The organism is Nocardiopsis sp. SBT366, from assembly GCF_001083815.1.
GTDB lineage: Bacteria > Actinomycetota > Actinomycetes > Streptosporangiales > Streptosporangiaceae > Nocardiopsis > Nocardiopsis prasina.
The window spans coordinates 23,835-48,841 of record NZ_LAVM01000012.1 but is presented as its reverse complement, the minus strand read 5'-3'; the positions used below and the strand labels follow the sequence as shown (position 1 = coordinate 48,841).

Sequence of the window (25,007 nt, the reverse complement as noted above, 5' to 3'; positions counted from 1 at the left end):
GTCCCCCTCGGCGACGTGTTCAACTCTAGCGGACATTCGGAGTGCTCGCGAACCGAATACGGGGCGGCCGGCGGTGTCCCCGGCCACCCCGTGCCGATCAGTTGTCGACGGTGTCCTTCTCCTCGGCGCGCAGGCGCTCCAGCGCCGTCTCGAGGCGCGACTGGACCCGCTCGCGGCCCAGCAGTTCAAGGGACTCGAACAGCGGCAGGCCCACCGTCCGTCCCGTGACGGCCACGCGCACCGGGGCCTGGGCCTTGCCGAGCTTCAGGCCGAGCGTCGCCCCGGTCTCCTCGGTGGCGGTCTTGAGGGCGTCGGCCGTCCACTCCAGCCCGGGGTCGGCGTAGCGCGCCAGCGCGGCCTCCACCATCTCCTTGCCGACGCCCGGCTTCATCGCCTTCCTCCAGCTCTTCTCGTCCTCGGCGGGCTCCTTCAGGAACAGGAAGTCCACGTTGGGGACGATCTCGCTGAGCACGGCCACGCGGCTCTGGGCCAGCGGAGCCACGGCGGCGAAGACCTCGGGGTCGTAGTCGGCCGCGTCCCAGGGGGTGCCCTCGCCGGTGAGCCAGGGCTGGCAGCGCTCGGCGAACTCCTCGACGCTCAGCGCGCGGATGTACTCGCCGTTGAACGCGCGCAGCTTCTTCTCGTCGAAGAACGCGCTGGAGCTGTTGACGTCCTGGACGCGGAAGAGCGGCATCATCTCCGACCACGGCATGATCTCGCGGTCCTCACCCGGCGCCCAGCCCAGCAGCATCAGGTAGTTGACCATCGCCTCCGCCAGGTAGCCCTCCTCCTGGTAGGACTCCAGGGCGACCTTGTCGCGGCGCTTGGACAGCTTCTTGCGCTGCTCGTTGACGATGACGGGCAGGTGCGCCCACACGGGCGGGGTGAGGTCCAGCGCCTCCCACAGCAGCTGCTGCTTGGGGGTGTTGGACAGGTGCTCCTCACCGCGGATGACGTGTGTGATCCGCATCTCGACGTCGTCGAGCACGTTGGCGAGCACGAACAGCGGGGAGCCGTCGGCGCGGGCGATCACGAAGTCCTCGATGGCGGCGTGGTCGAACTCCACGTCGCCGCGGATCTGGTCGCGCACGACCGTGGGGCCGCCCTCGGGAACGCGGAAGCGCAGCGCCCGGCCCGGGCCCGGCTCCAGGCCGCGGTCGCGGCAGAAGCCGTCGTAGCCCAGGTTCGGGTTGTCGCGGCGTTCCTGCACCTGTTCGCGGGTGCAGTCGCAGTAGTAGGCGCGGCCGGAGCGGTACAGCTCCTGCGCGGTCTCGCGGTGTTTCTCGACGTAGGCCGACTGGAAGTAGGGCCCCTCGAAGTGCGGGTCGCTCGCGTCGATGCCGATCCAGGACATCGCGCGGATGATGCCGTCGGTCCACTCGGGACGGTTGCGGGCGGCGTCGGTGTCCTCGATGCGCAGGACCATGCGGCCCTCCGGCTGCTGCTGGGCCAGCGCCCAGTTGAACAGGGCGGAGCGCGCGCCGCCGACGTGGAACATGCCCGTGGGGGACGGGGCGAAGCGGGTACGAATCGGAGTCTCAGTCACGGTTCCGAGGATATCGGTGGCCCGGGATGACCTGTGGGAAGTCTCGGAGAGGGGGCCGGGCCCGGAACACCCCGGCCCTGGGGCGGGTTCAGGGGTGGATCGGCAGCGGGCGGGCGTGGGCCGGGCCCAGGCCGAACTCGCGGGAGAGGGCGTCGGCGAAACCGGCGGCGATCTTCATCTCACCGCCGTCGTTGGGGTGGGTGCCGTCGTAGGTGTCGGTGTGGGGGTCCCAGGCCTCGGCCCCCGCGAGGTCGAAGCTGGCCACCGGGGACTCCTCTGTGGCCATGTCGGCGGCCACGGAGCGGACCAGTTCGTTGTAGACGTACACGCGCAGGGCGAAGCCCTGGTCCTTCTCGGCCAGCGTGATCGGCGGCGCCTCGGCGAACAGGACGCGGATCCGGGGGTTGGACTCGCGGGCCGCCTGGACGTAGGCGCGCAGCCGCTGCTCCATCTCCTCGGCGGTGATCGGGTGGAGCAGGTCGTTGATGCCGATCAGAACGCAGAGCACGTCCGGCTGGTGGGTGGCGACGTCGACCCCGATGGTGGTGAGGGCGTCGGCCAGGGTGCGCCCCCAGCGGGCGTTGTGGTCCTGGTCGAAGTCGGGGTCGCGGTAGGTGCGGCCGTCCGGGGCGTCGGAGGGGTCCGGGAAGTCCGGGAACTCGGAGGGGTCGAGGCCCTCCGAGGGTGCCGGGCCCTCGACCGGACGGTCCGCCCGCCGCTCCTCGGGGCTTCCGAGGAGGCCCCCCTGCCCACCACCGGGTTCGTCCTCCCCTTGGGCGTCCCGCTCGGCGTCCTCGTTACCGCCGAAGAGCTCCGGCGGGATGATCTGCTCCGGTGTGGCGGGATCCGAGTACGGGCCGACGAAGTCCAGGTTCTCCACGTGCGGGTCGAGGTGGTTCCACAGGTGGAAGCGCCAGGTCCGGTCCCCGCCTGCGCCGTGGGTCATGGAGTCCCCGGCGAGCATCACGCGCACCCGCGACCGCTCCTCCATCCACGCCCCCGGGTCGCGGTCGTCGGTGGGGTCGGGGTCCCCCGGAGCGAACCGGGTGGCCAGCCACAGGCCGGAGCCCACCAGTGCCAGGAGCAGGGTGAGGACCCCCGCGAGCTTCGCGGGACGTCCGAGACCGGGTCGTGGTGCCAGTCGGGGTGCCATGGGTTCGGACCTTCCGCTCGGTGGGTCGGCGTGCGCCGCCGGGGCCCGTGCGCGGGGGCGGACCCCCGCGCACGGGTGCGTCGGGACGGGGTCCGCCCCCGGGGCTCAGTCCCGGGTGACCACCCTGTTGGTGATGGTTCCCAGGCGCTCCACGGTGACGGAGACCTCCTGGCCGACCTCGACCGGTCCCACCCCCGCGGGAGTTCCGGTCAGGACGACGTCGCCCGGGAGCAGCGTCATGAAGGAGGTGACGTAGGAGATGATGCCCGCGATGTCGTGGATGAACTGTGACGTCCGTCCATCCTGGCGGACCTCTCCGTCCACGGTCGTGGTGACCGCGAGGTCCTCCGCCTCCTCGATGCTCAGGCCGGTGGTGATCCACGGCCCGATCGGGCAGAAGGAGTCGAAGCCCTTGGCCCGCGTCCACTGCTTGTCGGTCTTCTGGAGGTCGCGGGCGGTGACGTCGTTGGCCACCGTGTACCCGAAGATGACGTCCTTGGCGCGCTCACGCGGCACCTCCCGGCAGGGCCGCGAGATGACGATGGCCAGCTCACCCTCATAGCTGACCCACTCCGAGACCGAGGGGTAGAACACAGGGTCGTACGGCCCGGTGACGGCCGTGGACGGCTTCAGGAAGACCACCGGTTCGTCGGTGGACTCCCCCGTGACCTCCTTCATCTCCGCGACGTGGTCGGCGTAGTTCTTGCCGATGCACACCACCTTGGTGGGCAGGACCGGCGACAGCAGGCGCACGTCGGAGAGCCTCGCCCGCTCACCCGTCAGCTTGATGTCCCCCAGCAGCGGATGCCCCGTCAGCCGGGCGACGAACTCCTCTCCGCTGTCCGTGTCCGTCTCGACCAGGCCGAACCCGACCTCGTCACCGGCCGCGAACCGTGCGATACGCACCTGATGCCTCCCAGCAGCCCTGTTGCTCGTTCTTGCCGCTTGCAGCGTAGCGGCGCCCGGCGCGACCGTGCCCGGTACGTCCGGGTGTGCGGGCTCGGCGTCGACCTCACCTGCGCACCCAGAGTGACGAGTTGTTCACGATGCGGCGCCGACAAAGGTCCGAAGGCGTGACACACCCACCCTTCCCGGCACGGCGCCTGGCCCTCTGTGGGGACGAACTCTGGCATGCTGGATGCGTTGTCCGAACCCCGGGAACCGTCGTCCCGGAGGTCGGCGATACCACCAGTGCGCGTGGCGGTCCGCACCTCGCCCCGCCGGAGTCCCGGCGGTACCACCGTCCACTGTCGAGAGGTTGAGCCTCGTGCCCGCTTCCGCTCCCCGAGCCAAGCACCGCCGACGCCGCCGATACCCCATGGGACTGGCCCTCGGCCTGTGCCTGGTCTCGGGTGCGTCCGCCGTGCTGATGGTCAGCGTGCCCGAGCCCGGCTCGGACCTCGGCTCCCCCGAGGAGACCTCCGCGACCGGCCCCGTGGGCGACGGGGTGCCCGACGACAGCACCCGCGACCACCCCGGCTCCGAGGACTCCGCGGCCGGGACCACCTCCGGCGGGACGGACGCCTCCCCCAGCGCGTCGCCGACCGACGAGGACGACCTCCCGCTCCTGCTGCGCTCGGTGGTGGAGGAGGTCGACACCGCGGACGGGGACGTCAAGGTGATGAAGGGCGAGGGCGACGTCATGGGCGACGGCCCGCTCACCACCTTCGCCGTGGAGGTGGAGAAGGGCCTGCCCGGCCGGAACGCGGACTTCGTGGAGGCCGTCGAGGAGATCCTCGGCGACCCCCGCAGCTGGGGCAATGACGGTGACCGGTCCCTCCAGCGGGTGGACGGCGACGACGCGGACATCCGGGTGCTGTTGGCCGCGCCGGACACGGTCGACCGCATGTGCGCGCCGCTGAACACCAACGGGTACGTGTCCTGCGCCAACGGCAACCGCGCCATCATCAACCAGAACCGCTGGGTGTCCGGCGTCGACGACTTCGACGACGACCTGGAGACCTACCGGATCTACCTGATCAACCACGAGGTGGGCCACACCCTGGGCCACGGACACGTGGACTGCCCCGGGGAGGGGGAGCCCGCCCCGGTCATGCAGCAGCAGACACTGGGCCTCCAGGGCTGCGAGGCCAACGGGTGGGTGTACCCCTAGCCAGGTGCCCCGGCCGGACGCCTTCGTCACACGAGTGCCGACCGGGACCCTGACCTCACGGCGTCCTACTGGGGCAGGCGGTCCAGGATCCACGAACCCAGGGCCTCGCTCATGTGCGAGTGCGGTTCGTTGGTCTGCGCCAGCTTGAACTCGTCGAGTTCGCTCGTGTAGGGGTCGAGCGCGTCGACCTCCGTGTACGGATCGTCCAGGTCCGCGATGGCGACCGCGCTGACCGAGGGGACGAAGCAGACCGAACGGACGGCGATGTCCGTGCTCCCGGTGAGTTTGAGGCGGTCACCGGCGATCCCGAAGGTCTCCAGGGTGCCGCCCGGCGCCCCGTCGAGCGCGGGGATGCCCGTGGTGCGCACCTCCGCCTCGGACAGCAGGCCCTTGAGCCGGGCGACGAGTCGCTTGTCCCCTGCGGCCTGGGTACGCAGGACCGTCCCCGAGAACCAGCCTCCGCTGACCGTGACGGCGTCCTCGTCGGGCGGCACACCGGGACCCACGCCGTTCCCGGTGCCGTTGGCCACACCGATCCTGCGCGGGCGCTGCGGCCACGAACCGACCCTCGCCAGCTCTGCCAGGCTCGGTGCGCAGGGCGTCCTCGACCGGTTCGGCGTCGACGCTCTCGACGTGGCGCCACAGCAACTGCCGGGCGGCGGCGCTGTTGATCTGCCGGGACAGCGCGGGGGTGGCCTTGAGGAAGTGCGCGAACGCCTGGAGCCCGACCGGCACCCACGCCCCGCGGTGCGGGCTGTCGAACGACAGGTAGAGCGCGGTCTGGTGGTCGATGCCGTCCGACTCCATCTTGGCCAGCGCGTACCGGGTCACCAGCCCACCCATGCTGAAGCCGCCGACGGCGAGCGGGGCGTCGCCCCTCCGCTCGCCGATGGCGCGGAAGACGACCTGGGTGACGGTCTCCGCGTTGCGCAGGATCGACGCGCTGCGGTCGTCGTAGCCGACCAGGACCAGGTCGTGGCCGCGTCGGCGCAGTTCGGTGATGAAGGCGTAGTCCCCGCGCTCCAGACCGCCCCAGAGGCGGTCGAGGTCACTGGGGCCGCTCTCGAAGCCGTCGGAGAGGATCACCGGTCGGCGCAGGCCCGCGCCGGGGTCGCTCAGGTACACCCAGGCCGTGCCTCCCGGGATTTCCCAGGTGTCGTCCGGGGTGGGCGCCGGCTCAAGGGCGGGCGGGGTCGGAGCGAGGAAACCGAAGGGTTCCACGACGGGCTGTTGCTGGTCGGTCATCACGGCCGCTTTCGGTGAGGAGGCGCGAACGCCTGAGGGTCGCCCGCGCACCGGCCCTCCAGGGGTCCGGGAGGGCCTTCCGCAGTTTCTACGGGGGGCGGATGCTCGGTAACGCGGGCAACCGCATCCTGTCCAGCCGATCGCCCTCCGGAACCGGGTGGCCCCCGAACGACCCCGATGTGGTCCGCTTCGCCCCCGCTTCAGCCGTTCTGCGGACGCGGTACCGGCCTGGTCGGAACCGGGATTGCGGTGGCGCCGCGTGTGCGGGCCGACGATCGGCCCGCCACCGCGCCACGCGTCGATCGGCACCGGGACACTCGGCGGATTTCCCGGACACGGAGGGCCCGCACCGTGTTCGATGGGGGTGGCCCCACCGACCGGGGCCGTTCGTCGCCCGCGAGGGGGCCCGCGCCCCGTGCGGGGTCCGCCCGCGCCGCGTCGGGCGAGAGAGTGAGGCCGTATGTGTGACTGCCGCGCAGCCCGTCCCGAGACCGTCCTGCCCGAGGTGACCAGACGCTCCGTGTTCGGGGTCGCGGGCGGTGGCGCCGTCGTCGGGGTGGTGACCGCCTGTGGGGGGGGCGAGGGCGGCGGCGGGGGTGGCGGCGGCTACGACGAACAGGGTCCGGACGACACGGACCAGGACGGCCTCGACGCCCCGATCGCCACCACCGACGAGATCCCCGTGGGCGAGGGCGCCATCCTCAGCGAACACGAGGTGGTCGTGACCCAGCCCGAGGAGGGCACCTTCCGCGCGTTCTCCACCGCCTGCACGCACGAGGGTTGCCCGGTCGACCAGGTCGTCGACGGGCAGATCCAGTGCCCCTGCCACGGCAGCCGCTTCTCCATCGAGGACGGCTCCCCGACCGAGGGTCCGGCCCAGAGCCCGCTGGAGGAGGTCCGGATCAGGGTCGACGGGGACTCCATCCTGCTGGCCTGAGCCGGGAACGGCGGGGGCCGCGGTGGTGGCACCACCGCGGCCCCCCGGTCACCGGTTCACCGGATCACGTCAGTCCTCGACCGAGGCGTTGTACTCCTCGATCGTGCGGGACAGGCTCGCGGCGGCGTCGGCCATGGCCTCCTCGGCGGGGGTCCCACTGGTCAGGGCGGTCTCCCAACCCTCCTCGGCGGCGACACGGGCCTCGGACATCACGCCCATCATGCAGCCCGCCGTGTTCTCGTTGATCACCGAGTCCGCCAGCTGGTTGGCGGCCACGGAGAACTGCGGGAACTCCTCGGCGCGCTCGGAGGCCTCGGGACCGTCGTAGCCCTCGGTGTTGACCGCCAGGTATCCGGTTCCCGCGTGCCAGACCGACTGCGACTCCGGGGTGAGCAGGAACTGGACGAACTCCCAGGACCCGCGGATCTCCTCGGGGGTGTGGCCCTCACCGTTGATCCACAGCGAGGCACCGCCGATGACCGAACCGCCCGGGTCGTCCGCGCCGATCAGCGGGAAGTAACCGGCGCCGACCTCGAAGTCGGACTGCTCGATGAAGCCGCCCAGGGAACCGGTGGACTCCAGCGTCATCGCGGCGCGGCCCGAGGTGAACGCGGCCTGTCCGTCGTCGGTGTTGCGACCGATCTGGACCGCCAGTTCGTCCTCGATCATCTGGTCCCACCACTCGACGAGCTCCACGATCTTCGGGTCGTCGAAGAGCACCTCGCTGGCGCGGCCGTCACGGCCGTTGGAGGCGTCGCAGTACGGGGTGGCGGCGCGCGCCATGAACTGCTCGATGAACCACCCGTACACGGAGGCGCCGAAGCCGTACTGGATCACGGTGCCGTCGTCGTCCCGGACGGTGAGCTCCTCGGCGGCCTCACGGATGCCGGCGAGGTCGGTGGGCGGCGAGTCCGGGTCGAGTCCGGCCTCCTCGAACGCGTCCCGGTTGACGTACATCAGCGGGGTCGAGTTGTTGAAGGGGAACGACCTCAGCTCCCCGCCGACGGTGAAGTAGTTCAGGAGCGCGTCCTCGATCGAGGAGGTGTCGTAGTCGTCCTCGTCGAGGAAGGACTGCGCGGGGACGGTCTGCGCTGAGTCGATCATGAACTGCGTACCGAGGTCGAAGATCATGATCATCTCGGCGGTGTCGCCCTGCTGGATCGCCGCACGGTGACTGGCCAGGGCCTCGTCGTACTGGCCCTGGAAGGAGCCGGTGACCTGTACCCGGCCCTCGTTCTGGGCGTTGAACTCGTCGATGAGCCCGTCCAGCACCTGGCCGTTGGTGGCGTCCATGCTGTGCCAGAACTCGACCTGGACCGCCTCGTCGAGGTCGTCCAGGACCTCCGGCCCGGGCGCGGTGAGGTCACTGCCGCCACCGCCCCCTCCGTCTCCGGAACACGCGCTGAGGGCCAGGCCGAGACTGGCGAGCAGGGCCGCGGCCTTCACGCCGCGACGTCGGGGGATACGTGTCATGGGATTCTTCTTCTCCACTGGGTTCTCGGGGCCTACTTGACCGCGCCCGCGGTGAGGCCCCGGACGATGAAGCGCTGTCCGAAGATCACGAGGGCGAGGGTGGGGATGACGGACAGGGCCGCACCCGCCAGGACGAGGCCGGGGTTGGCCGCCTCGCCCGCCTTGAGGCTGTTCAGACCGATCTGGAGGGTCTGCATCTCGGTGCTGCGCGTGATGATCAGCGGCCAGAAGTACATGTTCCAGCTGGTGATGAACACGTACATGCCGACGGCGGTCAGGGCCGGCTTGCTGAGCGGCATGAGGATCGTCCACAGGAACCTGAGGTGCCCCATGCCGTCGATGCGGGCCGCGTCGTACAGCTCCCGGGGGAACTGCCTGAAGCTCTGGCGCAGCAGGAAGGTGCCGAAGGCGTAGGCCAGGAAGGGCAGGACCAGACCGGCGTAGGTGTTGCCCAGGCCCCACCCGGTCAGGGTGAGGTAGTTCGGGATGAAGGTGGCCTCGGCCGGGACCATCAGCGTGGACAGGAACAGGGCGAAGACGACCGCGCTGCCCCGGAACCGCAGGAACACGAACGCGTACGCGGCCAGGGCCGACGTCACGAGCTGGCAGACCGTGATGATCCCGGCCATGACCAGTGAGTTCGTGTACATGCGCAGGAGCGGGACGGCGGCGAGCGCCCCCTGGATGTTCTCGAAGTTCACACCGGTGGGCAGCAGGCGCGGCGGGAACGTGGACAGCTCCCGCGACTCCATGAGGGTTCCCACGAACACGTAGTACACGGGGAACAGCACCGGGATGAGCAGCGCCGCCAGCATGAGGTACAGCAGGACGCGGCCGACGACGTGCCCGATCCCGTGCCGGTGACGCGCGCGGGCGCGGACCGGCTCGCTCCGGGAGAGCTGGTCGGCGGTGGCCGTCGCGGAGGGCCCGGTCATGAGTAGTGCACCTTCCGCTCGATGACACCGAACTGGACGACGGTGCACACCAGGACCACCACGAGGAGCACGAGCGCCTGGGCGCTGGCCCGGCCGAAGTCGCTGGTCCCGTAGGCGAAGGCGTCCTGGTAGATGGAGTAGACGAGGGTGGTCGTGGATCCGACCGGTCCGCCCGCGGTCAGGATGTGGATCTGCCCGAAGCTCTGGAGCGCGTTGATCGTGGAGATCACGATCAGGAAGAAGAGCTGCGGGCCGAGCATCGGGATGGTGACGTCCCAGGCCAGGCGCGGCCCGGTGGCGCCGTCGATACGGGCGGCCTCGTTGACCTCCTTGGGGATGGAGCCGACCCCGGCCGCGAGCACGAGGACTCCGTATCCGAGGTTCATCCACACCGTGGTGAGGGCGACCGACCACAGGGCCATCTCCTGGGAGGTCAGCCACGGGACCTGGTCGAGGCCCATCCGGTACAGGACGCCGTTGAGGACGCTGTTCCCGGGGCTGTAGAAGACCGCGAAGATCACCGAGGCGCTGGCCACGGAGAAGGCGAAGGGGAGTGCGAAGGCACCGCGCAGGAACCGCTGGGCCCGCAGCACCCCCTCCAGGAGGAGGACGACCACGAGGGCGCCCACGACACCGGGGACGACGACGCCGAGGGTGAACACCAGGGTGGTGAGGAGGATCCGGCCGAACTCGGGCGAGGCCATCTCGGCGAAGTGGCTCAGACCGACGAAGCGGTTGGGCTGGCCGATGATGTCGTTGCCGTGCATCGACAGGTAGACGGTGCGGCCCAGTGGATAGACCAGGAAGAGCGCGAAGATCACCACGGAGGGGCCGAGGAAGCCCCAGGCGAGTATCGCGTCCCGGCCCGGGCGGGCGCGCTTGTTCGAGGGCTTGGGGGAGGGTGGCGACGCGGCGCGGCGTTCTGTCACCGAACCATGGGTCACCCCGTTCCCCCCGTCCCGTCGGATGGTGGGTGAGGACACGGTTCGAAGTCTTCAGGGCGCAGGTGACCTGCGGTTCGCTGGACGGCGAACTGCGCGCCAACGAAAGCGCGCACATTGGTTATGACGGGCATCTATCACCACTCGTACATCTCGGACATCTTCAAAGTCCGCAGTATCGAGTGGTCGAAGACACACTGGCTATGACCCCAAGGACAGGTCTGTCTTACCTTCAGGTAAGACGCGACCGCCTGACCTCGACTTTCGGGTCAGACGGTCGTGTGACGTCGGGATTTCGACCGTGACAGTCGCGTCACCGGCCCGACACCGGACCGGTGCACGGAGTGCCCCAGTGCGGCCGGTGACGCAAGCCCCTCCAGGCGGTGGCCCGGCCGTCAGCTCCGGGGGTAGCCCTGGTGCAGCAACCCGTAGGTGATGGCCTGCTCCAGCGCCACCCACGAGGCGTCGACGACGTTCGGACCCACGCCGACGGTCGTCCACTCCTCGGTCCCGTCGCTGAAGGTGACGAGGATGCGGGTGATCGCGTTGGTGCCCGAGGTCCCCTCCAGGATGCGGACCTTGTAGTCGGTCAGCTCCAGCCCGGCGAGGGCCGTGTACACGTTCTCCATCGAACTGCGCAGCGCCCGGTCCAGGGCGTTGACCGGCCCGTTGCCCTCGGCCGTGGCGATGATCCGCTCACCCTTGACCCGGAGCTTGACGGTGGCCTCGCTGAGGCTCTCGTACTCGTTGGACAGCGGGCTGACCCCCGCGGCCGGACGGCGCTCGGTGAGCACCCGCCAGGACTCGGTCTCGAAGTACCGGACGGGGGAACCCAGCTCCTCGCGCAGCAGCAGCTCCAGGGAGGCGTCGGCCGCCTCGAAGCTGTACCCGGACAGTTCGAGGCTCTTGACGCGGTCCACGACCCGGCCGGACAGTTCGCGGTCCCCGGACAGGTCCAGGCCCAGCTCCCGCGCCTTGAGCTCGATGGAGGCGCGCCCGGCCATGTCGGAGACGAGCATGCGCATACGGTTGCCGACCAGCTCGGGGTCGGTGTGCTGGTAGAGGTCAGGGTCGACCTTGATCGCCGAGGCGTGCAGCCCGGCCTTGTGCGCGAAGGCCGACACCCCCACGTAGGGCTGGTGGGTGTCGGGCGCCAGGTTCACGATCTCCGCGATGGCGGTGGACACGCGGGTCATCTCGGCCAGGCAGCCCTCGGGCAGGACGTCCATACCGCGCTTGAGGCCGAGCGCACCGACCACCGAGAAGAGGTTGGCGTTGCCCACCCGCTCGCCGTAGCCGTTGGCGGTGCACTGGACGTGCGTGGCACCCGCGTCCACGGCGGCGAGGGTGTTGGCGACCGCGCAGCCGGTGTCGTCCTGGGCGTGGATGCCCAGACGGGCGCCGGTGGCCTCCAGCACCTCCGTCACCACGCGTGTGACGTCACTGGGGAGCATGCCGCCGTTGGTGTCGCACAGGACGACGACGTCGGCTCCGGCGTCGGAGGCGGCGCGGACCACCGAGAGGGCGTACTCGGGGTCGTGGTGGTAGCCGTCGAAGAAGTGCTCGCAGTCCACGAACACGCGCTGTCCGTGTTCGCGCAGGTACGAGACGGTGTCGGCGACCATGGCGAGGTTCTCGTCGAGGGTCGTGCGCAGGGCCCGTTCGACGTGCCGGTCGTCACTCTTGGCGACAAGGGTGACGACCGACGCGCCGCTGTCGCGCAGCGCGGCCACCTGTGGGTCGTCGGCGGCCCTGACACCGGCCCGGCGGGTCGCGCCGAACGCGGTGAGTCGCGCGTGTTCCAGCGTCAGCTCTTGTGAAGCCCGCTGGAAGAACTCGGTGTCCTTGGGGTTGGAGCCGGGCCAGCCGCCCTCGATGAACGCGACCCCGAAGTCGTCCAGCAGCTTCGCGATGGCCAGCTTGTCGGAGACCCGCAGGTTGATCCCCTCGCGCTGGGCTCCGTCGCGCAGCGTGGTGTCGAAGACGTGGAAACTGTCGTTCCTCATGGGTGGAACTCCCGGTCGGTGCTGTGTGTGGCGGCCCCGGCCAACAAAAAAGACCCCTCGTGGACACGAGAGGTCAGCGCGCTGGCAGGGTCCGGTTTCTTCCCTGCGTCTGGGCGGGAAGTCGTCAGCCAGCGCGCCCCAAAATAATGACTACCTGGGACAGCATGTCGCCAGTGTGCCACACGAACCCGACGGAGTCGCAGCTCGGGGCCAATATGTCTCACCAAGCGAGACGAATAATCCTCATATCGGACACACCGGACGCTTTTCGTGACTCCGGAGCCGCGTGTGAGGTGTCGGGAGCCGCCACCGGTGTCCGGTGACGGCCCCCGCCGGGATCTAGGCCCCCTGGAAGCGGGTGATCCAGCCGTGCCGGTCCTCGCGCAGGCCGGTCTGGAGGCCCACCAGCTCCTCACGCAGGCGCATGGTGACAGGGCCGGGCTGGCCGTCGCCGATGGTGAACTCACCGTCGTCGCTCTTGACGTGGCCGACCGGGGTGACCACGGCGGCGGTGCCACAGGCGAACACCTCGGTCATCTCACCGGACTCGGCGGCCGCCTTCCACTCCTCGATGGACAGTGGCTCCTCCTCTGCGGCAATGCCGAGGTCGGGGGCGAGGGTGAGCAGCGACTCACGGGTGATACCGGGCAGCAGGGTGCCGGTCAGCGGGGGCGTGCGCAGGCGGGCGTTCTCGCCCTCGCCGAACACGAACCACAGGTTCATGCCGCCCATCTCCTCCACCCAGCGGTGCTCGCGGGCGTCGAGCCACACGACCTGGTCGCAGCCCTTCTCCACGGCCTGCGCCTGGGCCAGGAAGCTCGCGGCGTAGTTGCCCGCGAACTTCGCCGCGCCCGTCCCGCCGGGGGCGGCGCGGGTGAAGTCCTTGGACAGCCACACCGTCACCGGCTTGACGCCACCGGAGAAGTAGGAACCCACCGGCGACGCGATGAGCAGGTAGACGTAGCTGCGCGACGGGTTGTTGACGCCCAGGCCCACGTCGGTGGCGACCATGAAGGGGCGCAGGTAGAGGCTGAAGTACTCCTTGGAGGGGACCCACTCGCCGTCGTGTTCAAGCAGCAGCTCGATGGACTTGAGGAAGAGCTCCTCGGGCAGCTCCGGCATGGCCATGCGCGCGGCGCTTCTGTTGAAGCGGGCGGCGTTGGCCTCGGGGCGGAACGAGGCCAGCGAGCCGTTCGGGTGGCGGTAGGCCTTGAGCCCCTCGAAGATCTCCTGCGCGTAGTGCAGTGCCGCCGTGGCGGGGTCCAGGCTCAGCGGACCGTAGGGCTCCAGCTTGGCGTCGTGCCAGCCCTTGCCCTCCGTGTACCGGATGCTCACCATGTGGTCGGTGAACACCTGGCCGAACCCGGGGTTCTCCAGCAGTTCCTCACGTTCCCGCGGGGTCTTCCGCTGGTCGGAGAGCTGGATGTCGAACGTCAACCCAGTGGTGGTGGTGTTGTTGTCCATGTCGTCGGTGGTCCTCTCGGATGCAACCGGTCGGCAGCGCCGCCGACCTGGGATCTAGTGTGTCGGAAGAGCGCACCCGGTGCCAGGTCGGGTCACACGGACAGCGGGCGCGCGGATGGGTCTCCGGCGCGCCCGCTGACGATCACGGTTGGTTCGTACGTCGTCGGCCGCGCCTCAGAGGTGGCAGGGCCGACGTCGGTGGTGTCAGCCCTGCTCGGCTACTCGCGCGGCGAGGTCGTCACCGATGCGGGAGGTGGTGCGGACCACACCGTCCTGGGCGCGGGTCTTGAGGTCGGCGGAGACCGCGGCCTCGATCCGGCCCGCGGCCTCGGGCAGGCCCAGGTGGTCCAGCATCGTCGCGGCGGAGAGCACGGTGGCGGTGGGGTCGGCCTTGCCCTGGCCCGCGATGTCCGGGGCGGAGCCGTGGACCGGCTCGAACATGCTGGGGAAGGTGTTGTCCGGGTTGATGTTGCCGCTCGCGGCCAGGCCGATGCCGCCGGTGATGGCGGCGCCGATGTCGGTGATGATGTCGCCGAAGAGGTTGTCGGTGACGACCACGTCGAAGCGGCCGGGCTGGTTGACGAAGTACATCGCGGCGGCGTCGACGTGGCAGTAGTCCACGGACACCTGCGGGTACTCGGCCCCGACCTCCCTGACGGTGCGCTGCCACAGCTCGCCCGCGAAGGTCAGGACGTTGTCCTTGTGCACCAGGGTCAGCTTCTGACGGGGGCGGGCCGCGGCCTTCTCGAAGGCGAAGCGGACCAGGCGCTCCACGCCGAAGCGGGTGTTGACGCTGTCCTGGGTGGCGATCTCGTGCGGGGTGCCCTTGCGCAGCACACCCCCGGCGCCCGCGTAGGGGCCCTCGGTGCCCTCACGCACGACCAGCATGTCGATGTCCTCGGGGGCCACACCGGCCAGGGGGCTGTCCACCCCGGGGTAGAGGCGCACGGGGCGCAGGTTGACGTAGTGGTCGAACTCGAAGCGCAGGCGCAGCAGCAGGCCGCGCTCCAGGACGCCGCTGGGGACGGACGGGTCGCCGACGGCCCCCAGGAAGATCGCCTCGTGCTCGCGCAGCTCGGCGGCGACCGAGTCGGGCAGCGTCTCGCCGGTGCGGTGCCAGAGCCTGGCTCCGAGCTCGTACTCGGTGGTGTCGATGGCCAGGTCGTACTGGGAGGCCGCGACCTCCAGCACCTTGAGACCCTCGGCGACCACCTCGGAGCCGATCCCGTCACCGGGGATGACGGCCAGTTTCAGGGTGCGAGCTGCCATTGGACTGCCTCTAACTCGGACGTGACCCCACCACGGCTGTCTCACCTGGCGAGATCAAGGGAACAGTAGGTGAGACAACTGTACCGGCCCAGGTGACCGGTACAGCCGCCCGACCTCGGATCCGCTCAGTCGCGACGGTTGATCGCGTCCTGGAGGGCGCGGTGGATCTCGTCGTCGGAGTCGGGCGTGGACGGGTACTCGATCATGTCGTACATGTGATCCTCCGGAGGCTCTGCGTGACGGCGGGAGCGTACGGCTCGGCCGCTGGCGTTCGACGGTGTGCGCCCCTGGGCCCGATGGCGGCGGAGGCCGGATCGGCCCCGGACGGGCGCGGTGTGGGCGACGTTGTCCACTACAGAAGGACAGGAGCTCGCCCCGGCGGGATCGTCTGCCGGAGGCGCCGACACGACCCGGCGCGGAAGGACCGCGTCAGGACGCCCGGACAAGGGTGGCGCCGGGCGGAGTATGGCGCTGGACCGTGGTGTGCGGCGGTGGAGCCGACACCACTGACTCCTAGGACGTCAGAATATCGGATGTCCAACTATATGACCAGAGATTCTCACACTGTGAGACGCTTCGGCGTTTCCAATGGTCAAAGCGGCACGAAAGAGATCGGCCCGTTCGAGCGGCTGCCCCTGTTCACCTCCGGATCCCCATGAGCAGGAGCCACGCACCACGCCCCTGGGTGAGCGCGCGGACGCGGCGCTCCCACCGCTCGGCCTCCGTCCGCCAGCGGACCTGTGCCTTCTCCGCCTTGCGCATCTTCCGGTGCCAGTCCTTCGGCGGCCCGCCACCCGCCTCCTCGTCCACCGTCAGGAGCCCGGTGTGGTCCAGCTCGTGGACACCCCACAACTCGGCCACGGCGGCGTCCCGGTCCGCCTCGTCCACACCCAGGTGCCGCGCGCGAGCGAAGGCCGCGGTGCGCTCGAGGCGCAGGGACCGTGTCCGTCCACCGGCGCCCCGCACGAGGACGAGCCCGGCGCCCTCCCGGTCGGCGGCCGCGGTCAGGGCCCGCACCATCCGCCTCCTCGGACGCACGCCCGGCGACAGCAGGAGCCGGAAGGGGACGTCGGGGTCGGCCACCGGCTCCGACTCGGCCAGGCGCACCCTCGGTTCGCACCGGTAGTGCTCGTGGACGAGGCGCACGTCCAGCGCCGGGTCGTCCACCGTGGCGTGCCGTCCCGGTGTCACCCGGGACCACTGGCCCACCAACGTGACCCGGACGTCGACCGCGTCACCGGCCAACAGGGCGTCCACCGTCGCGGTGACGTCCTCGAACGCGCGACCCACGGTGTCGATCTCCACGTCGACGAACGGCACCTGCCAGGACCGCTTGGGTGCCACACGACGCGAGTTCAGCCGGGGTACCCGGTTCTCCATGAACGGCCGCCGGAAGCGCGCCGCCTCCGCCCCGCGCTCCTCCGTCGTCGGCCTCCCCAGGTGCAGACCGGTGGCCAGGGGCTCGGGGACGAAAACCGCGCCCCGCTGGGAGAGCCGGTAGCCGAGTTCGCTGTCCTCGCCCATCACCAGGTCGGCCGCCGACCCTCCGGCGGTCGAGTACAGCGTGCGAGGCAGGGAGGCGGTGGCCCCGGTGAAGATCTGCCAGGCCCGGTGCCCCGCGTCACGCAGCCCGTCGGTGCGTTCCAGGACCTCGGTGATCCACTCCATGCTGTCCGTGCCCGCGCCCGTGAGGTCCGCGTGCCTCCCCGAGCGCACGAGTTCGTACACCTCGGCGGGGGTCAGCCCGGGGTCGGGGTCACCGAACTCGACCCCGCCCATGACGACGAGGTAGTCGGCCAGGTGGTGCCAGCGCATCTGCGCCTCGACGTGCTCGCGGCCGACCACCACGTCCGCGTCCAGCCGCATCACGACCGACGCCCGTGTGGCCTCCACCCCCACGCCGACCGCGTGCCCGGGGCCCCACCCGTGCTCGGGCGCGACGACCAGCCGGGTGTGCTCGGGACGCACGGTCGGCAGCCGCAGCGCGGGCTCGCTGCCGTCGTCCACCACCACGACCTCCGTCAGGGCGGACGGATAGCTCTGCGCGCTCAGTGCGGCCAGCGCCAGGTCGAGCTTCTCCTGCCCGCCGTACGCCGGGACGACCACGCACACCGACAGGTCCGGCTCCCACTCCCTCAGGGGCGGCGGTTCCAGCACCGAGTAGTCGTTGCGGACCACCCGGGGCCTTCCCTCCCGGGTCCCTCCTCGCGCGGTTCCGGAACCGGTCCCCGCGCCGCGCACGCCCTCGTTCACCATGTCCCGTCCCACGTCCTCAACCGATGATCCGGTACAGGAGCCGACCGGTTCGGCTCCTGGTCAACCAGCGGAACCGGCTCTCCAACCGCTCGGCTCGGACCCGCTCCGACTCCGCCCGCGCCTGGGCCTGCTCCAACCGTTCCCGCCAGTCCCCCGGGGGCTCCGCCACCGCCTTCACGGGGGGTGCCTCCGACGGTTCCTCCTGCGTGGACAACACCGCGTCGCCGTCGATCCAGTGCACTCCGGCCACCCGGTCCACCAGGTCGTCCAGGTCCTCCTCCGCCACCCGCAGCCGCCGTGCGCGGGCCAGGGCCGCCACGCGTTCCAGCCGGGGGCCGCCCAGGTCGTCACCGGGCCCCGTGGCGCGCACCAGCCCCGAGTGGGTCTCGTCGGCCAGCCCGATCATGTGGTTCAGGGCGTGCGGGGCCATGGGCTGCCCTGGGACGGCCCGCAGCACGAAGGGGACGTCGGGGTCGACCACCGGCTCCGACTCGGCCAGACGCACCCTCGGTTCGCACCGGTAGTGCTCGTGGAGCAGTCGCACGTCCAGGTCCGGATCGTCCAGGACCCGGTGCCGCCCCGGCGTCACTCGGGACCACCGCCCCACCAACGTGACCCGGACGTCGGCCACGTCACCGGCCAGCAGCGCGTCCACCGTCTGGGCCACCTCGTCGAACCCCGCCCCTTCGGTCTCGACCACCGCGTCGACCAGCGGCACCTCCCACTGGCGTCCCCTCAGGGCCCGTCGCTCTTCGGCGAGCGGGAGCCGGGATCCGACGAAGGGGCGGCGGAACCGGCCCCCCTCCTCCCGGCGGGCCTCCATCTGCGGGAGTCCCAGGTGCCAGCTACCAGCCTCCAGTTCGGGCACGAAGACCGCCCCGTTCTGCGCGAACCGGTATCCGAGGTGGGTGTCCTCTCCCAGGACGAGCGCGGACGCGGCCCCGCCCGACTCCTCGAAGAAGGCTCGGCGCACCGATCCGGTCCCGCCGATGAAGTAGTGGAAGCCCTGGTGGCCGACCTCGCGCAGGAGGTCCGTGCGCTTGTAGGCACGCCGCAGCCAGACCAGTTCCTCACCCGGACCGGCCACCAGCGCCTCGGGTTCGCCCCGGCGGACCGCGTCGAGGACGGCCGCCGGGAACAGGGTCCCGGGTGTGTGTTCGACACAGCGCAGATGACCGGTGACCGCGACGTAGTCGGCCAGGTGGTGCCAGCGCATCTGCGCCTCGAGGTGCTCGCGGAAGGCGATCATGTCCGCGTCGAAGAACAGCAGCACGTCCGCGTCAGTGGCGGCCGCGCCGGTGTTCAGCGCGTGCCCGCGCGCCCACCCGCCGGGCTCGTTGGGCACGATCCGGGTGTGCTCGGGGCGGATCGGCGGCAGCCGCAACGCCGGATCACTGCCGTCGTCCACCACCACGACCTCCGTCAGAGCGGACGGATAGCTCTGCGCGGCCATCGACGCCAGGGTCAGGTCGAGCTTCTCCTGCCCGCCGTAGGTCGGGACGACCACGCACACCGACAGGTCCGGCTCCCACTCCCCCAGCGGTGGCGGTTCCAGCACCGAGTAGTCGTTGCGGCGGATGAACGGACGGGGCGTCGACGGCGCCTCCGCCGGACCGCCCTGGACAAGCGTCATCGGTCGCTCCCAGTTGTCGGAGAGTCGGGTGTGGTCGTCTCGGTCGTCGGTGCCGGGGCGTCCTCCGGGCTGGACTCCAGCAGTGCGCTGGGACGCCAGCCGCGCCACTGGCGCAGGGGTTCGCGCAGGAAGTAGCCGGAGGTCTCGCTCCAGGTGTGGCCGGTTCCCCTGCGCCGGATGACGCATCCCAGGCCGTGGGTCCGGTAGGTGGAACCGCCCGCGTCCCGCACGTCGTCGAGGAGCCCGGCGTCCTCGTCGACCGGCAGGGGTCGGAAGCCGCCCACCTCCTCCAGGGTGGTGCGGTCGGTGAGGATCGAGGCGCCGGTGACGTGTTCGGCGAAGGCCTCGGACGGGACCAGGCGCCGCACGGTCAGGCCGAGGTGCTCCAGGTGGTGGTACTCGGCCGCGCATCCCACCAGTTCGGCGCCCGAGTAGCGGCGCGCCAGCACGAGGTCCGACAGGTGCTCCGGCCCGTACCAGTCGTCGTCGTCCATCTTCGCCACCAGGGTTCCGCTGGTCCGGGCCACCGCCCCGTTCAGCACCGAACCGAAGACCAGGTCGCCCGGTGGTTCCCAGACCAGCAGGGACCGGCCGCCCCTCCGGTACTCCGCGATCGCGGCCGCGACCCCCGGAGCGTCGACCTCGAACCCGTGCAGCGCGAGCACGACCTGCACCTCCACGCCCCGCTGGCGGGCCACCTGCCGCAGCGCGAACCCCACCATCTCCGGTCGCCGCGTGCAGAGCACGACCGACACCGAGGGCTCCGCCGGAACCGGAGGACCGCCCGACTCGGCGAGGAGGCGGGCCCGACCGTGCGCCCCGTGCACCCGCAGCGCCGCCCGCCGCAACCGGACGCTGTGCTCCTCGCGGAAGAGCTCGTCGGCCAGTTCCTCCTCGGGCGAGTGCGCGAGCAGGGCGTGCAGCTCCTCCCCCAGGGGACGCGCCCAGAGCGGCGGGCGGGAACCCACGAGCGGGATCCCCGCGGCAGCCAGGCCGGCCACCGCGCGCACCGCCGCCAACGGACCGCTGTGCCGACCCCACCCCACCCGCACCCCACGCAGGTCGCGCAGACCCGCCACGTCCACGTCCGACACCGCGCCGTCCTCCGGCACCCGCCAACGCACACCGTTCCCGGCGACCAGCACCCAACGCCCGCCGCGCGAGACCAACCGGCCCACACGCGGAGTGGAGGTCCGGGTGAAACCCGTCGGGTTCACGACCCGCTCGTCCACCGCCGGAACGTCGTCCACCGAGAGACGGGTGGCCCCGGCCGCCCGGGACACCGCCCCCCGTCCGCCCAGGCGCAGCCAGGACGGGTCGGTCGCCGACCGGTTCCCCGCACTGGTCGGCGTGGCCCAGCCGGGCCCGCGCCGATTGCCCGCCAGTCCCCGGGCGACGGCCTCCAGCACCAGTGCCGCCTCGACCGGGTCGACGAAGGAGAACTCCCACATCCAGCCCCGGTCCGGCAGTCGTCGTGTCCGCGAGTACAGCAGACCGGACCACTCCCCCAGCCCCGGCGGGGCGGGCATCGGCGGGGACTGGCGCGGCGCCGTGCCCCGGACCGCGATACCGAACCCGGTCGCGGCGGGCAGCCGCTCGGCCCGCGGGACGGCGGCGCGCAGGTCGGCGGCGGTCACGGCGACGAGTACGAGCAGGTCGACCGGGGGCCTCGTCCGTCCGCCCCTGGCACCTCCGCCCCGGCCCAGGTCGACGAGGCGGCCCCCGGTCTCCCCGGCCAGCGTCGCCGCGGTCGCGGCCGCGCCCGGGCCCGTGTGGGCGATCAGGACCGTCCGCGCCCCGTGCGCCCGTCGCGCGCGGGTCAACAGTGCCTCGATCACCGGGTCGTCCCCGCGAAGCGGATCCGCTCCTCCTCCGACTCGGCGAGATCCGTCCAGGTCCCGGCCAGGACGGTGGTCGGCAGGTCCTCCGGATCCGGTTCCAGCAGGGCGCTGGGCCGCCACCCCGGAAGCTGCCGTTCGCTGCTCAGCCGCAGGAAGTAGCCCGCGCCGACGCCCCAGGTGTGGCCGTCCGCCTTGCGCCGCAGTACGTAGTTGCAGCCGTGCCCCCGGTGGACACGGCCGCCCATCCGCTCGATCGCCACCAGCAGGTGCGTGTCCTCAGCGGTCGACACCCGGGCGAACCCGCCCGCCTCCTCCAGCGTTCTGCGGTCCGTCATCAGGGTGCCCCCGGCGGCCCTGTGCCACAGGGCGTCGGTCTTGCCCGCCAGGCGCACCGTGCGGTCGAGGGATTCCAGGTACGCGAAGGAGACGATGCTCCCGACGAGGTCGGCCCCGGAGTAGCGGCGGGCCTCCAACAGGTCGGACAGGTGCTGCGGCCCGTACCAGTCGTCGTCGTCCATCTTCGCCACCAGGGTTCCGCTGGCCCTCGCGATCGCCCCGTTCAGCACCGAACCGAAGACGAGGTCCTCCGGCGGCTCCCAGACCACGAGCGAACGGCCGCCCCTCCGGTAATCCGCGACCGCCTCCGCCACACCCGGAACGTCCGCCGAGAACCCGTGCAGCGCGAGCACGACCTCCACCTCCACGCCCCGTTGACGGGCCACCTGCCGCAGCGCGAACCCCACCATCTCCGGTCGCCGCGTGCACAGCACCACCGACACCGAGGGCTCCAACGGCATCGGCAGACCCCGCGACTCGGCGAGAAGACGGGCCCGACCGTGCGCCCCGTGCACCCGCAACGCCGCCCGCCGCAACCGGACACTGTGCTCCTCCCGCGCCTGCGGGTCCACCATCAACCGTTCCTCCACGGAGGTGAGCAGGTCCGAGAGTTCCGCGCCCAGGCACCGCGCCCATCCGGGCACCGGGCCGCTCACCAGCGGAATCCCCGCGACTGCCAGGCCCGCCACCGCGCGGACCGCCGCCAACGGACCGCTGTGCCGACCCCACTCGACACGCACCGCGCGCAGGTCACGCAGACCCGCCACGTCCACGTCCGAGACGGAGCCGTCCTCCGGCACCCGCCAACGCACACCGTTTCCGGCGACCAGCACCCAACGCCCGCCACGCGAGACCAACCGGCCCACACGGGAGGTGGAGCCCCGGGTGAAACCCATCGGGTTCACCACCCGCTCGTCCACCACCGGAACGTCGTCCACCGACAGCTCCCGGATCGTCGGGCGGGCCGACAGCGCGCCGGGACGTCCCAGTACGGCCCAGGTGGGGCCCGTGGCCGGAACCACGTCCGGGTCCTCCCTCCGCGGCGCGGCCTGGCCGCGCCGACCACCCACCATCGCCTGCGCGACCGCCCGCAGGACCGCCCCCGAGTCGACCGGATCGGTGAACGCGAACGAGCACGACCACCCCCGGCCCTGCAGGCGGCCCACCTGGAAGTGGAGCAGGCCCTCCCACTGCCCCAGGCCCGGTGGGGTGGGCATGGGCGGGCCGGTGTGCCGGGCCGAGGCGGCGACCACCACCCGAAGGTCGGCGGCCGAGGGCAGTCCCGCGCTCAGCGGGACCGCCGCACGCAGGTCCGCCGTGGTGGCCGCGAGGACCACGACGCGTTCGACCGGTCCGTCGAACTCGCGCCCGTCCGCCTTCCGGAGGTCGACGACCTCCAACCCGTCCCCGGGCCGGACGGGGCCCGGGTCGGTTCCCTCACCGATGTGGCACAGCAGCAGGCGCCCCGCCCCGCGCCCCCGGAGGGCCTCGGTCAGGGCCCCTTCCCTCACGACACCGCCCGGCTGTGCACGGGGGCGGTCTTGATCACCTGTACCTCGGACAGCCGACCGCTCATCTCCGTGCGCAGCTCGGACACGGACTCGGCCACCGAGTCCAGGCGGTCGGTCAGGTCGTCGGCACGGCCGAACATCTCGGCCCTGTTCTCGCCCGCGATCTCGGCCACCTCGCGCACCTGCCGGTCGAGGCCCCGACGGAGCTGGCGGATCTGGGCGGCGGTCCGCCGTGTCTGGACCACGAGCAGCGCGATCAGGCCGGTGAGCCCGGCCAGGACCGTGATCTGCACGGCCGACCAGAGGTCGACCAACCCCATGAAGAACAGCGATCCGAGTGCCGCGGAGACCGCGAGCACCGAAAGAACGGACATGAGAACGAGACGCCGCCGCAGAAAACGCAATTCGAACCCCATTCGCGCGGAACACCGGATTTCCCGAGAACCGACCGACGAGGAATGACCACCCGCAGCCGACCCTTGGCCACGCTTACATCCGCACCACGGAGACGAAGAACCAGGCTGGCGGGGGTGTCACGATGTTTGCCAACCACAGACGCACTCTTTGGATCGAATTACAAAGGACAAAATCAATCCTCATAGAGGCATAAATGGGAAATTCATGCGACATGAAAAAGGGACCGTTCCGCACGGATATCGGATGTCGACATCCGGGGCGGAACGGCCCCCGTACTGACCGGTTCCGGTCAGTCCTCCAGGTCGATCTGGCGGGCGATCTCGGCGTCGATCTCCGCGGCGATCGACGTCAGGATCTCGTCCGGCACGGCGGAGTCCACGGTCAGGGCGATCAGCGCCTTGCCGCCCTCCTGGTCCCGGATGACCTGCATGCCCGCGATGTTGACCTCGGCGTCGCCGAGCAGCGCGCCGACCTTGCCGACGATGCCCGGGCGGTCCTCGTAGGAGAGGAACACCATGTGCTCGTCGAGGCCGATCTCCATCGTGTAGTTGTTGATCTCCACCAGCTTCTCGGACTGGCGGGGACCGGTCAGCGTGCCCGAGACCGAGACCAGGGTCCCGTCCGCCAGCACACCGCGCACGGAGATCAGGTTGCGCCAGTCGGTGCTGTCGTCGCTGGTGACCAGGTTGACCTCGACACCGCGCTCCTTGGCGAGCAGCGGCGCGTTCACGAAGGTCACGGTGTCCTCGACCACGTCGGTGAACACGCCCTTGAGGGCGGCCAGCTCCAGGACCTTGACGTCGTGCTGGGCGATCTCACCGCGCACCTCGACGTCGATCCTCGCGGCGAGCGCCCCGGCCAGCGAGGTGAACACCCGGCCGAGCTTCTCGGTGAGCGGCAGACCCGGCTTGATCTCCTCCGCGACCCCGGTGCCCTGCACGTTCACCGCGTCCGGAACGAACTCCCCGGACAGCGCCAGCTTCACCGAGCGGGCCACCTGGGTGCCCGCCTTCTCCTGCGCCTCGGCGGTGCTCGCACCCAGGTGCGGGGCGACCACGACGTTCTCGAACTCGAACAGCGGGCTGTCCGTGGTGGGCTCCTTGGCGAACACGTCGATGCCCGCACCGGCCACGCGACCGTCCTTGAGCGCCCGGTACAGGGCCTCCTCGTCGAGGATGCCGCCGCGCGCGGCGTTGATGACCCGTACGGAGGGCTTGACCTTGCTCAGCGCCTCGTCGCCGATCAGGCCCACCGTGTCCTTGTTCTTGGGCAGGTGGATGGTGATGAAGTCCGAGCGCTCCAGCAGCTCGTCCAGGGTCACCATCTCCACGCCGATCTGGGCGGCGCGGGCGGGCTGCACGAAGGGGTCGAAGGCGATGACCCGGGTGCCGAAGGCCAGCAGGCGCTGGGCGACCAGGGCGCCGATCCGGCCGAGGCCGACCACGCCGACGACCTTCTCGTAGAGCTCCACACCCGTGTACTTGGACCGCTTCCACTCACCGTTGATGAGCGCGTTGTGGGCGGGGGCGGTGTTGCGGGCGCTGGCGAGCAGCAGGTTGATGGCCTGCTCGGCGGCGCTGATGATGTTGGAGGTGGGGGCGTTGACCACCAGGACGCCGGCCTTGGTGGCGGCGTCCACGTCCACGTTGTCCAGGCCGACACCGGCGCGGGCGACGACCTGGAGGCGGTTGGCCGCGGCGACGGCCTCGGCGTCGACCTGCGTGGCGCTGCGCACGATCAGGGCGTCGACGCCGGACAGGGCGGGAAGCAGCTGGGACCGGTCGGCACCGTCCACATGGCGTACTTCGAAGTCTTCCTCGAGAAGCGCGATTCCGGCAGGCGAAAGCTTTTCCGCGACGAGTACGACGGGTTTGGTCACAACTGTTCCTTTTCGGGTGGTGCGACCCGATCGCGCAGGTGGAGGCGCTGCC

At 71.0% G+C, this 25,007-nt stretch carries 19 protein-coding genes; 2 read left to right on the top strand and 17 right to left on the bottom strand.

All coding sequences use genetic code 11. From position 1 onward, the window contains the following. Positions 1–97: 97 nt before the first annotated feature. The 3 genes from gltX to ADX84_RS05545 form a co-directional block, all read right to left on the bottom strand. Positions 98–1,546, bottom strand: a complete 1,449-nt coding sequence (gene gltX, locus ADX84_RS05555; protein ID WP_082206306.1) for a glutamate--tRNA ligase — start codon at positions 1,544–1,546, stop codon at positions 98–100. 88 nt (positions 1,547–1,634) lie between these two features. Then, entirely contained in the window at positions 1,635–2,699 is a 1,065-nt protein-coding gene (locus ADX84_RS05550; protein WP_049568522.1) for a GDSL-type esterase/lipase family protein, read from the bottom strand. A gap of 105 nt (positions 2,700–2,804) precedes the next feature. After that, positions 2,805–3,605 (bottom strand): fumarylacetoacetate hydrolase family protein, encoded by an 801-nt coding sequence (locus ADX84_RS05545; RefSeq protein WP_049568519.1) that lies wholly within the window; start codon positions 3,603–3,605, stop codon positions 2,805–2,807. A 412-nt stretch (positions 3,606–4,017) separates the two neighbouring features. On the opposite strand from ADX84_RS05545, the gene ADX84_RS05540 reads away from it, so the two are divergent. After that, positions 4,018–4,812, top strand: coding sequence for a DUF3152 domain-containing protein (locus ADX84_RS05540; protein ID WP_049568516.1), 795 nt, complete (start codon positions 4,018–4,020; stop codon positions 4,810–4,812). Between the two features lie 65 nt (positions 4,813–4,877). Here the strand turns inward: ADX84_RS05540 and ADX84_RS26575 are convergent, their stop codons facing one another. Together ADX84_RS26575 and ADX84_RS05535 are read right to left on the bottom strand one after the other, a co-directional pair. Next, on the bottom strand, positions 4,878–5,180 hold the full coding sequence (locus tag ADX84_RS26575; RefSeq protein WP_234003849.1) for a hypothetical protein: 303 nt from the start codon (positions 5,178–5,180) through the stop codon (positions 4,878–4,880). Next, entirely contained in the window at positions 5,107–6,057 is a 951-nt protein-coding gene (locus ADX84_RS05535; protein ID WP_234003848.1) for a triacylglycerol lipase, read from the bottom strand. Before ADX84_RS05535 ends, ADX84_RS26575 begins: the two co-directional genes overlap by 74 nt. Before the next feature lie 460 nt (positions 6,058–6,517). Here ADX84_RS05535 and ADX84_RS05530 point away from each other — a divergent pair, with 460 nt between their 5' ends. Then, complete coding sequence (locus ADX84_RS05530; RefSeq protein ID WP_049568514.1) at positions 6,518–6,994, top strand: Rieske (2Fe-2S) protein; 477 nt, start codon at positions 6,518–6,520, stop codon at positions 6,992–6,994. Between the two features lie 69 nt (positions 6,995–7,063). Here ADX84_RS05530 and ADX84_RS05525 read toward each other — a convergent pair whose 3' ends face one another. The 12 genes from ADX84_RS05525 to serA all read right to left on the bottom strand — a co-directional run bounded on the left by ADX84_RS05525 (position 7,064) and on the right by serA (position 24,955). Next, complete coding sequence (locus ADX84_RS05525; RefSeq protein WP_049568512.1) at positions 7,064–8,467, bottom strand: ABC transporter substrate-binding protein; 1,404 nt, start codon at positions 8,465–8,467, stop codon at positions 7,064–7,066. A gap of 32 nt (positions 8,468–8,499) precedes the next feature. Next, complete coding sequence (locus ADX84_RS05520) at positions 8,500–9,402, bottom strand: carbohydrate ABC transporter permease (RefSeq protein ID WP_199776479.1); 903 nt, start codon at positions 9,400–9,402, stop codon at positions 8,500–8,502. Then, positions 9,399–10,346, bottom strand: a complete 948-nt coding sequence (locus tag ADX84_RS05515) for a carbohydrate ABC transporter permease (RefSeq protein WP_049568509.1) — start codon at positions 10,344–10,346, stop codon at positions 9,399–9,401. Before ADX84_RS05515 ends, ADX84_RS05520 begins: the two co-directional genes overlap by 4 nt. Positions 10,347–10,738: 392 nt before the next feature. Beyond that, positions 10,739–12,349, bottom strand: coding sequence for a citramalate synthase (cimA, locus tag ADX84_RS05510; protein WP_049568507.1), 1,611 nt, complete (start codon positions 12,347–12,349; stop codon positions 10,739–10,741). A 339-nt stretch (positions 12,350–12,688) separates the two neighbouring features. Further along, positions 12,689–13,813, bottom strand: coding sequence for a branched-chain amino acid aminotransferase (locus tag ADX84_RS05505; protein ID WP_049568505.1), 1,125 nt, complete (start codon positions 13,811–13,813; stop codon positions 12,689–12,691). 204 nt (positions 13,814–14,017) lie between these two features. Beyond that, positions 14,018–15,082, bottom strand: coding sequence for a 3-isopropylmalate dehydrogenase (locus ADX84_RS05500; RefSeq protein WP_049568503.1), 1,065 nt, complete (start codon positions 15,080–15,082; stop codon positions 14,018–14,020). Between the two features lie 639 nt (positions 15,083–15,721). Continuing rightward, positions 15,722–17,338, bottom strand: a complete 1,617-nt coding sequence (locus tag ADX84_RS05495) for a glycosyltransferase family 2 protein (protein WP_049568501.1) — start codon at positions 17,336–17,338, stop codon at positions 15,722–15,724. A 16-nt stretch (positions 17,339–17,354) separates the two neighbouring features. Beyond that, positions 17,355–18,971, bottom strand: coding sequence for a glycosyltransferase family A protein (locus ADX84_RS27020; RefSeq protein WP_049568499.1), 1,617 nt, complete (start codon positions 18,969–18,971; stop codon positions 17,355–17,357). Then, positions 18,968–20,809 (bottom strand): hypothetical protein, encoded by a 1,842-nt coding sequence (locus ADX84_RS05485; protein ID WP_053107251.1) that lies wholly within the window; start codon positions 20,807–20,809, stop codon positions 18,968–18,970. Before ADX84_RS05485 ends, ADX84_RS27020 begins: the two co-directional genes overlap by 4 nt. Continuing rightward, complete coding sequence (locus ADX84_RS05480) at positions 20,806–22,659, bottom strand: glycosyltransferase family A protein (protein ID WP_082206305.1); 1,854 nt, start codon at positions 22,657–22,659, stop codon at positions 20,806–20,808. Before ADX84_RS05480 ends, ADX84_RS05485 begins: the two co-directional genes overlap by 4 nt. Next, entirely contained in the window at positions 22,656–23,033 is a 378-nt protein-coding gene (locus ADX84_RS05475) for a hypothetical protein (protein WP_049568497.1), read from the bottom strand. Before ADX84_RS05475 ends, ADX84_RS05480 begins: the two co-directional genes overlap by 4 nt. Before the next feature lie 332 nt (positions 23,034–23,365). Next, positions 23,366–24,955 (bottom strand): phosphoglycerate dehydrogenase, encoded by a 1,590-nt coding sequence (gene serA / locus ADX84_RS05470; protein WP_049568494.1) that lies wholly within the window; start codon positions 24,953–24,955, stop codon positions 23,366–23,368. Positions 24,956–25,007: the final 52 nt, after the last annotated feature.

What these genes read in the sequence shown, in the direction of transcription:
- ADX84_RS05500 (WP_049568503.1), bottom strand. Translation starts at nt 15,082, where the DNA reads ATGGCAGCTCGCACCCTGAAACTGGCCGTCATCCCCGGTGACGGGATC.
- ADX84_RS05530 (WP_049568514.1), top strand. Translation starts at nt 6,518, where the DNA reads ATGTGTGACTGCCGCGCAGCCCGTCCCGAGACCGTCCTGCCCGAGGTG.
- ADX84_RS05520 (WP_199776479.1), bottom strand. Translation starts at nt 9,402, where the DNA reads ATGACCGGGCCCTCCGCGACGGCCACCGCCGACCAGCTCTCCCGGAGC.
- ADX84_RS05475 (WP_049568497.1), bottom strand. Translation starts at nt 23,033, where the DNA reads ATGTCCGTTCTTTCGGTGCTCGCGGTCTCCGCGGCACTCGGATCGCTG.
- ADX84_RS05505 (WP_049568505.1), bottom strand. Translation starts at nt 13,813, where the DNA reads ATGGACAACAACACCACCACCACTGGGTTGACGTTCGACATCCAGCTC.
- ADX84_RS05540 (WP_049568516.1), top strand. Translation starts at nt 4,018, where the DNA reads ATGGGACTGGCCCTCGGCCTGTGCCTGGTCTCGGGTGCGTCCGCCGTG.
- ADX84_RS05535 (WP_234003848.1), bottom strand. Translation starts at nt 6,057, where the DNA reads ATGACCGACCAGCAACAGCCCGTCGTGGAACCCTTCGGTTTCCTCGCT.
- ADX84_RS05495 (WP_049568501.1), bottom strand. Translation starts at nt 17,338, where the DNA reads ATGGTGAACGAGGGCGTGCGCGGCGCGGGGACCGGTTCCGGAACCGCG.
- ADX84_RS05525 (WP_049568512.1), bottom strand. Translation starts at nt 8,467, where the DNA reads ATGACACGTATCCCCCGACGTCGCGGCGTGAAGGCCGCGGCCCTGCTC.
- ADX84_RS27020 (WP_049568499.1), bottom strand. Translation starts at nt 18,971, where the DNA reads ATGACGCTTGTCCAGGGCGGTCCGGCGGAGGCGCCGTCGACGCCCCGT.
- cimA (WP_049568507.1), bottom strand. Translation starts at nt 12,349, where the DNA reads ATGAGGAACGACAGTTTCCACGTCTTCGACACCACGCTGCGCGACGGA.
- ADX84_RS05550 (WP_049568522.1), bottom strand. Translation starts at nt 2,699, where the DNA reads ATGGCACCCCGACTGGCACCACGACCCGGTCTCGGACGTCCCGCGAAG.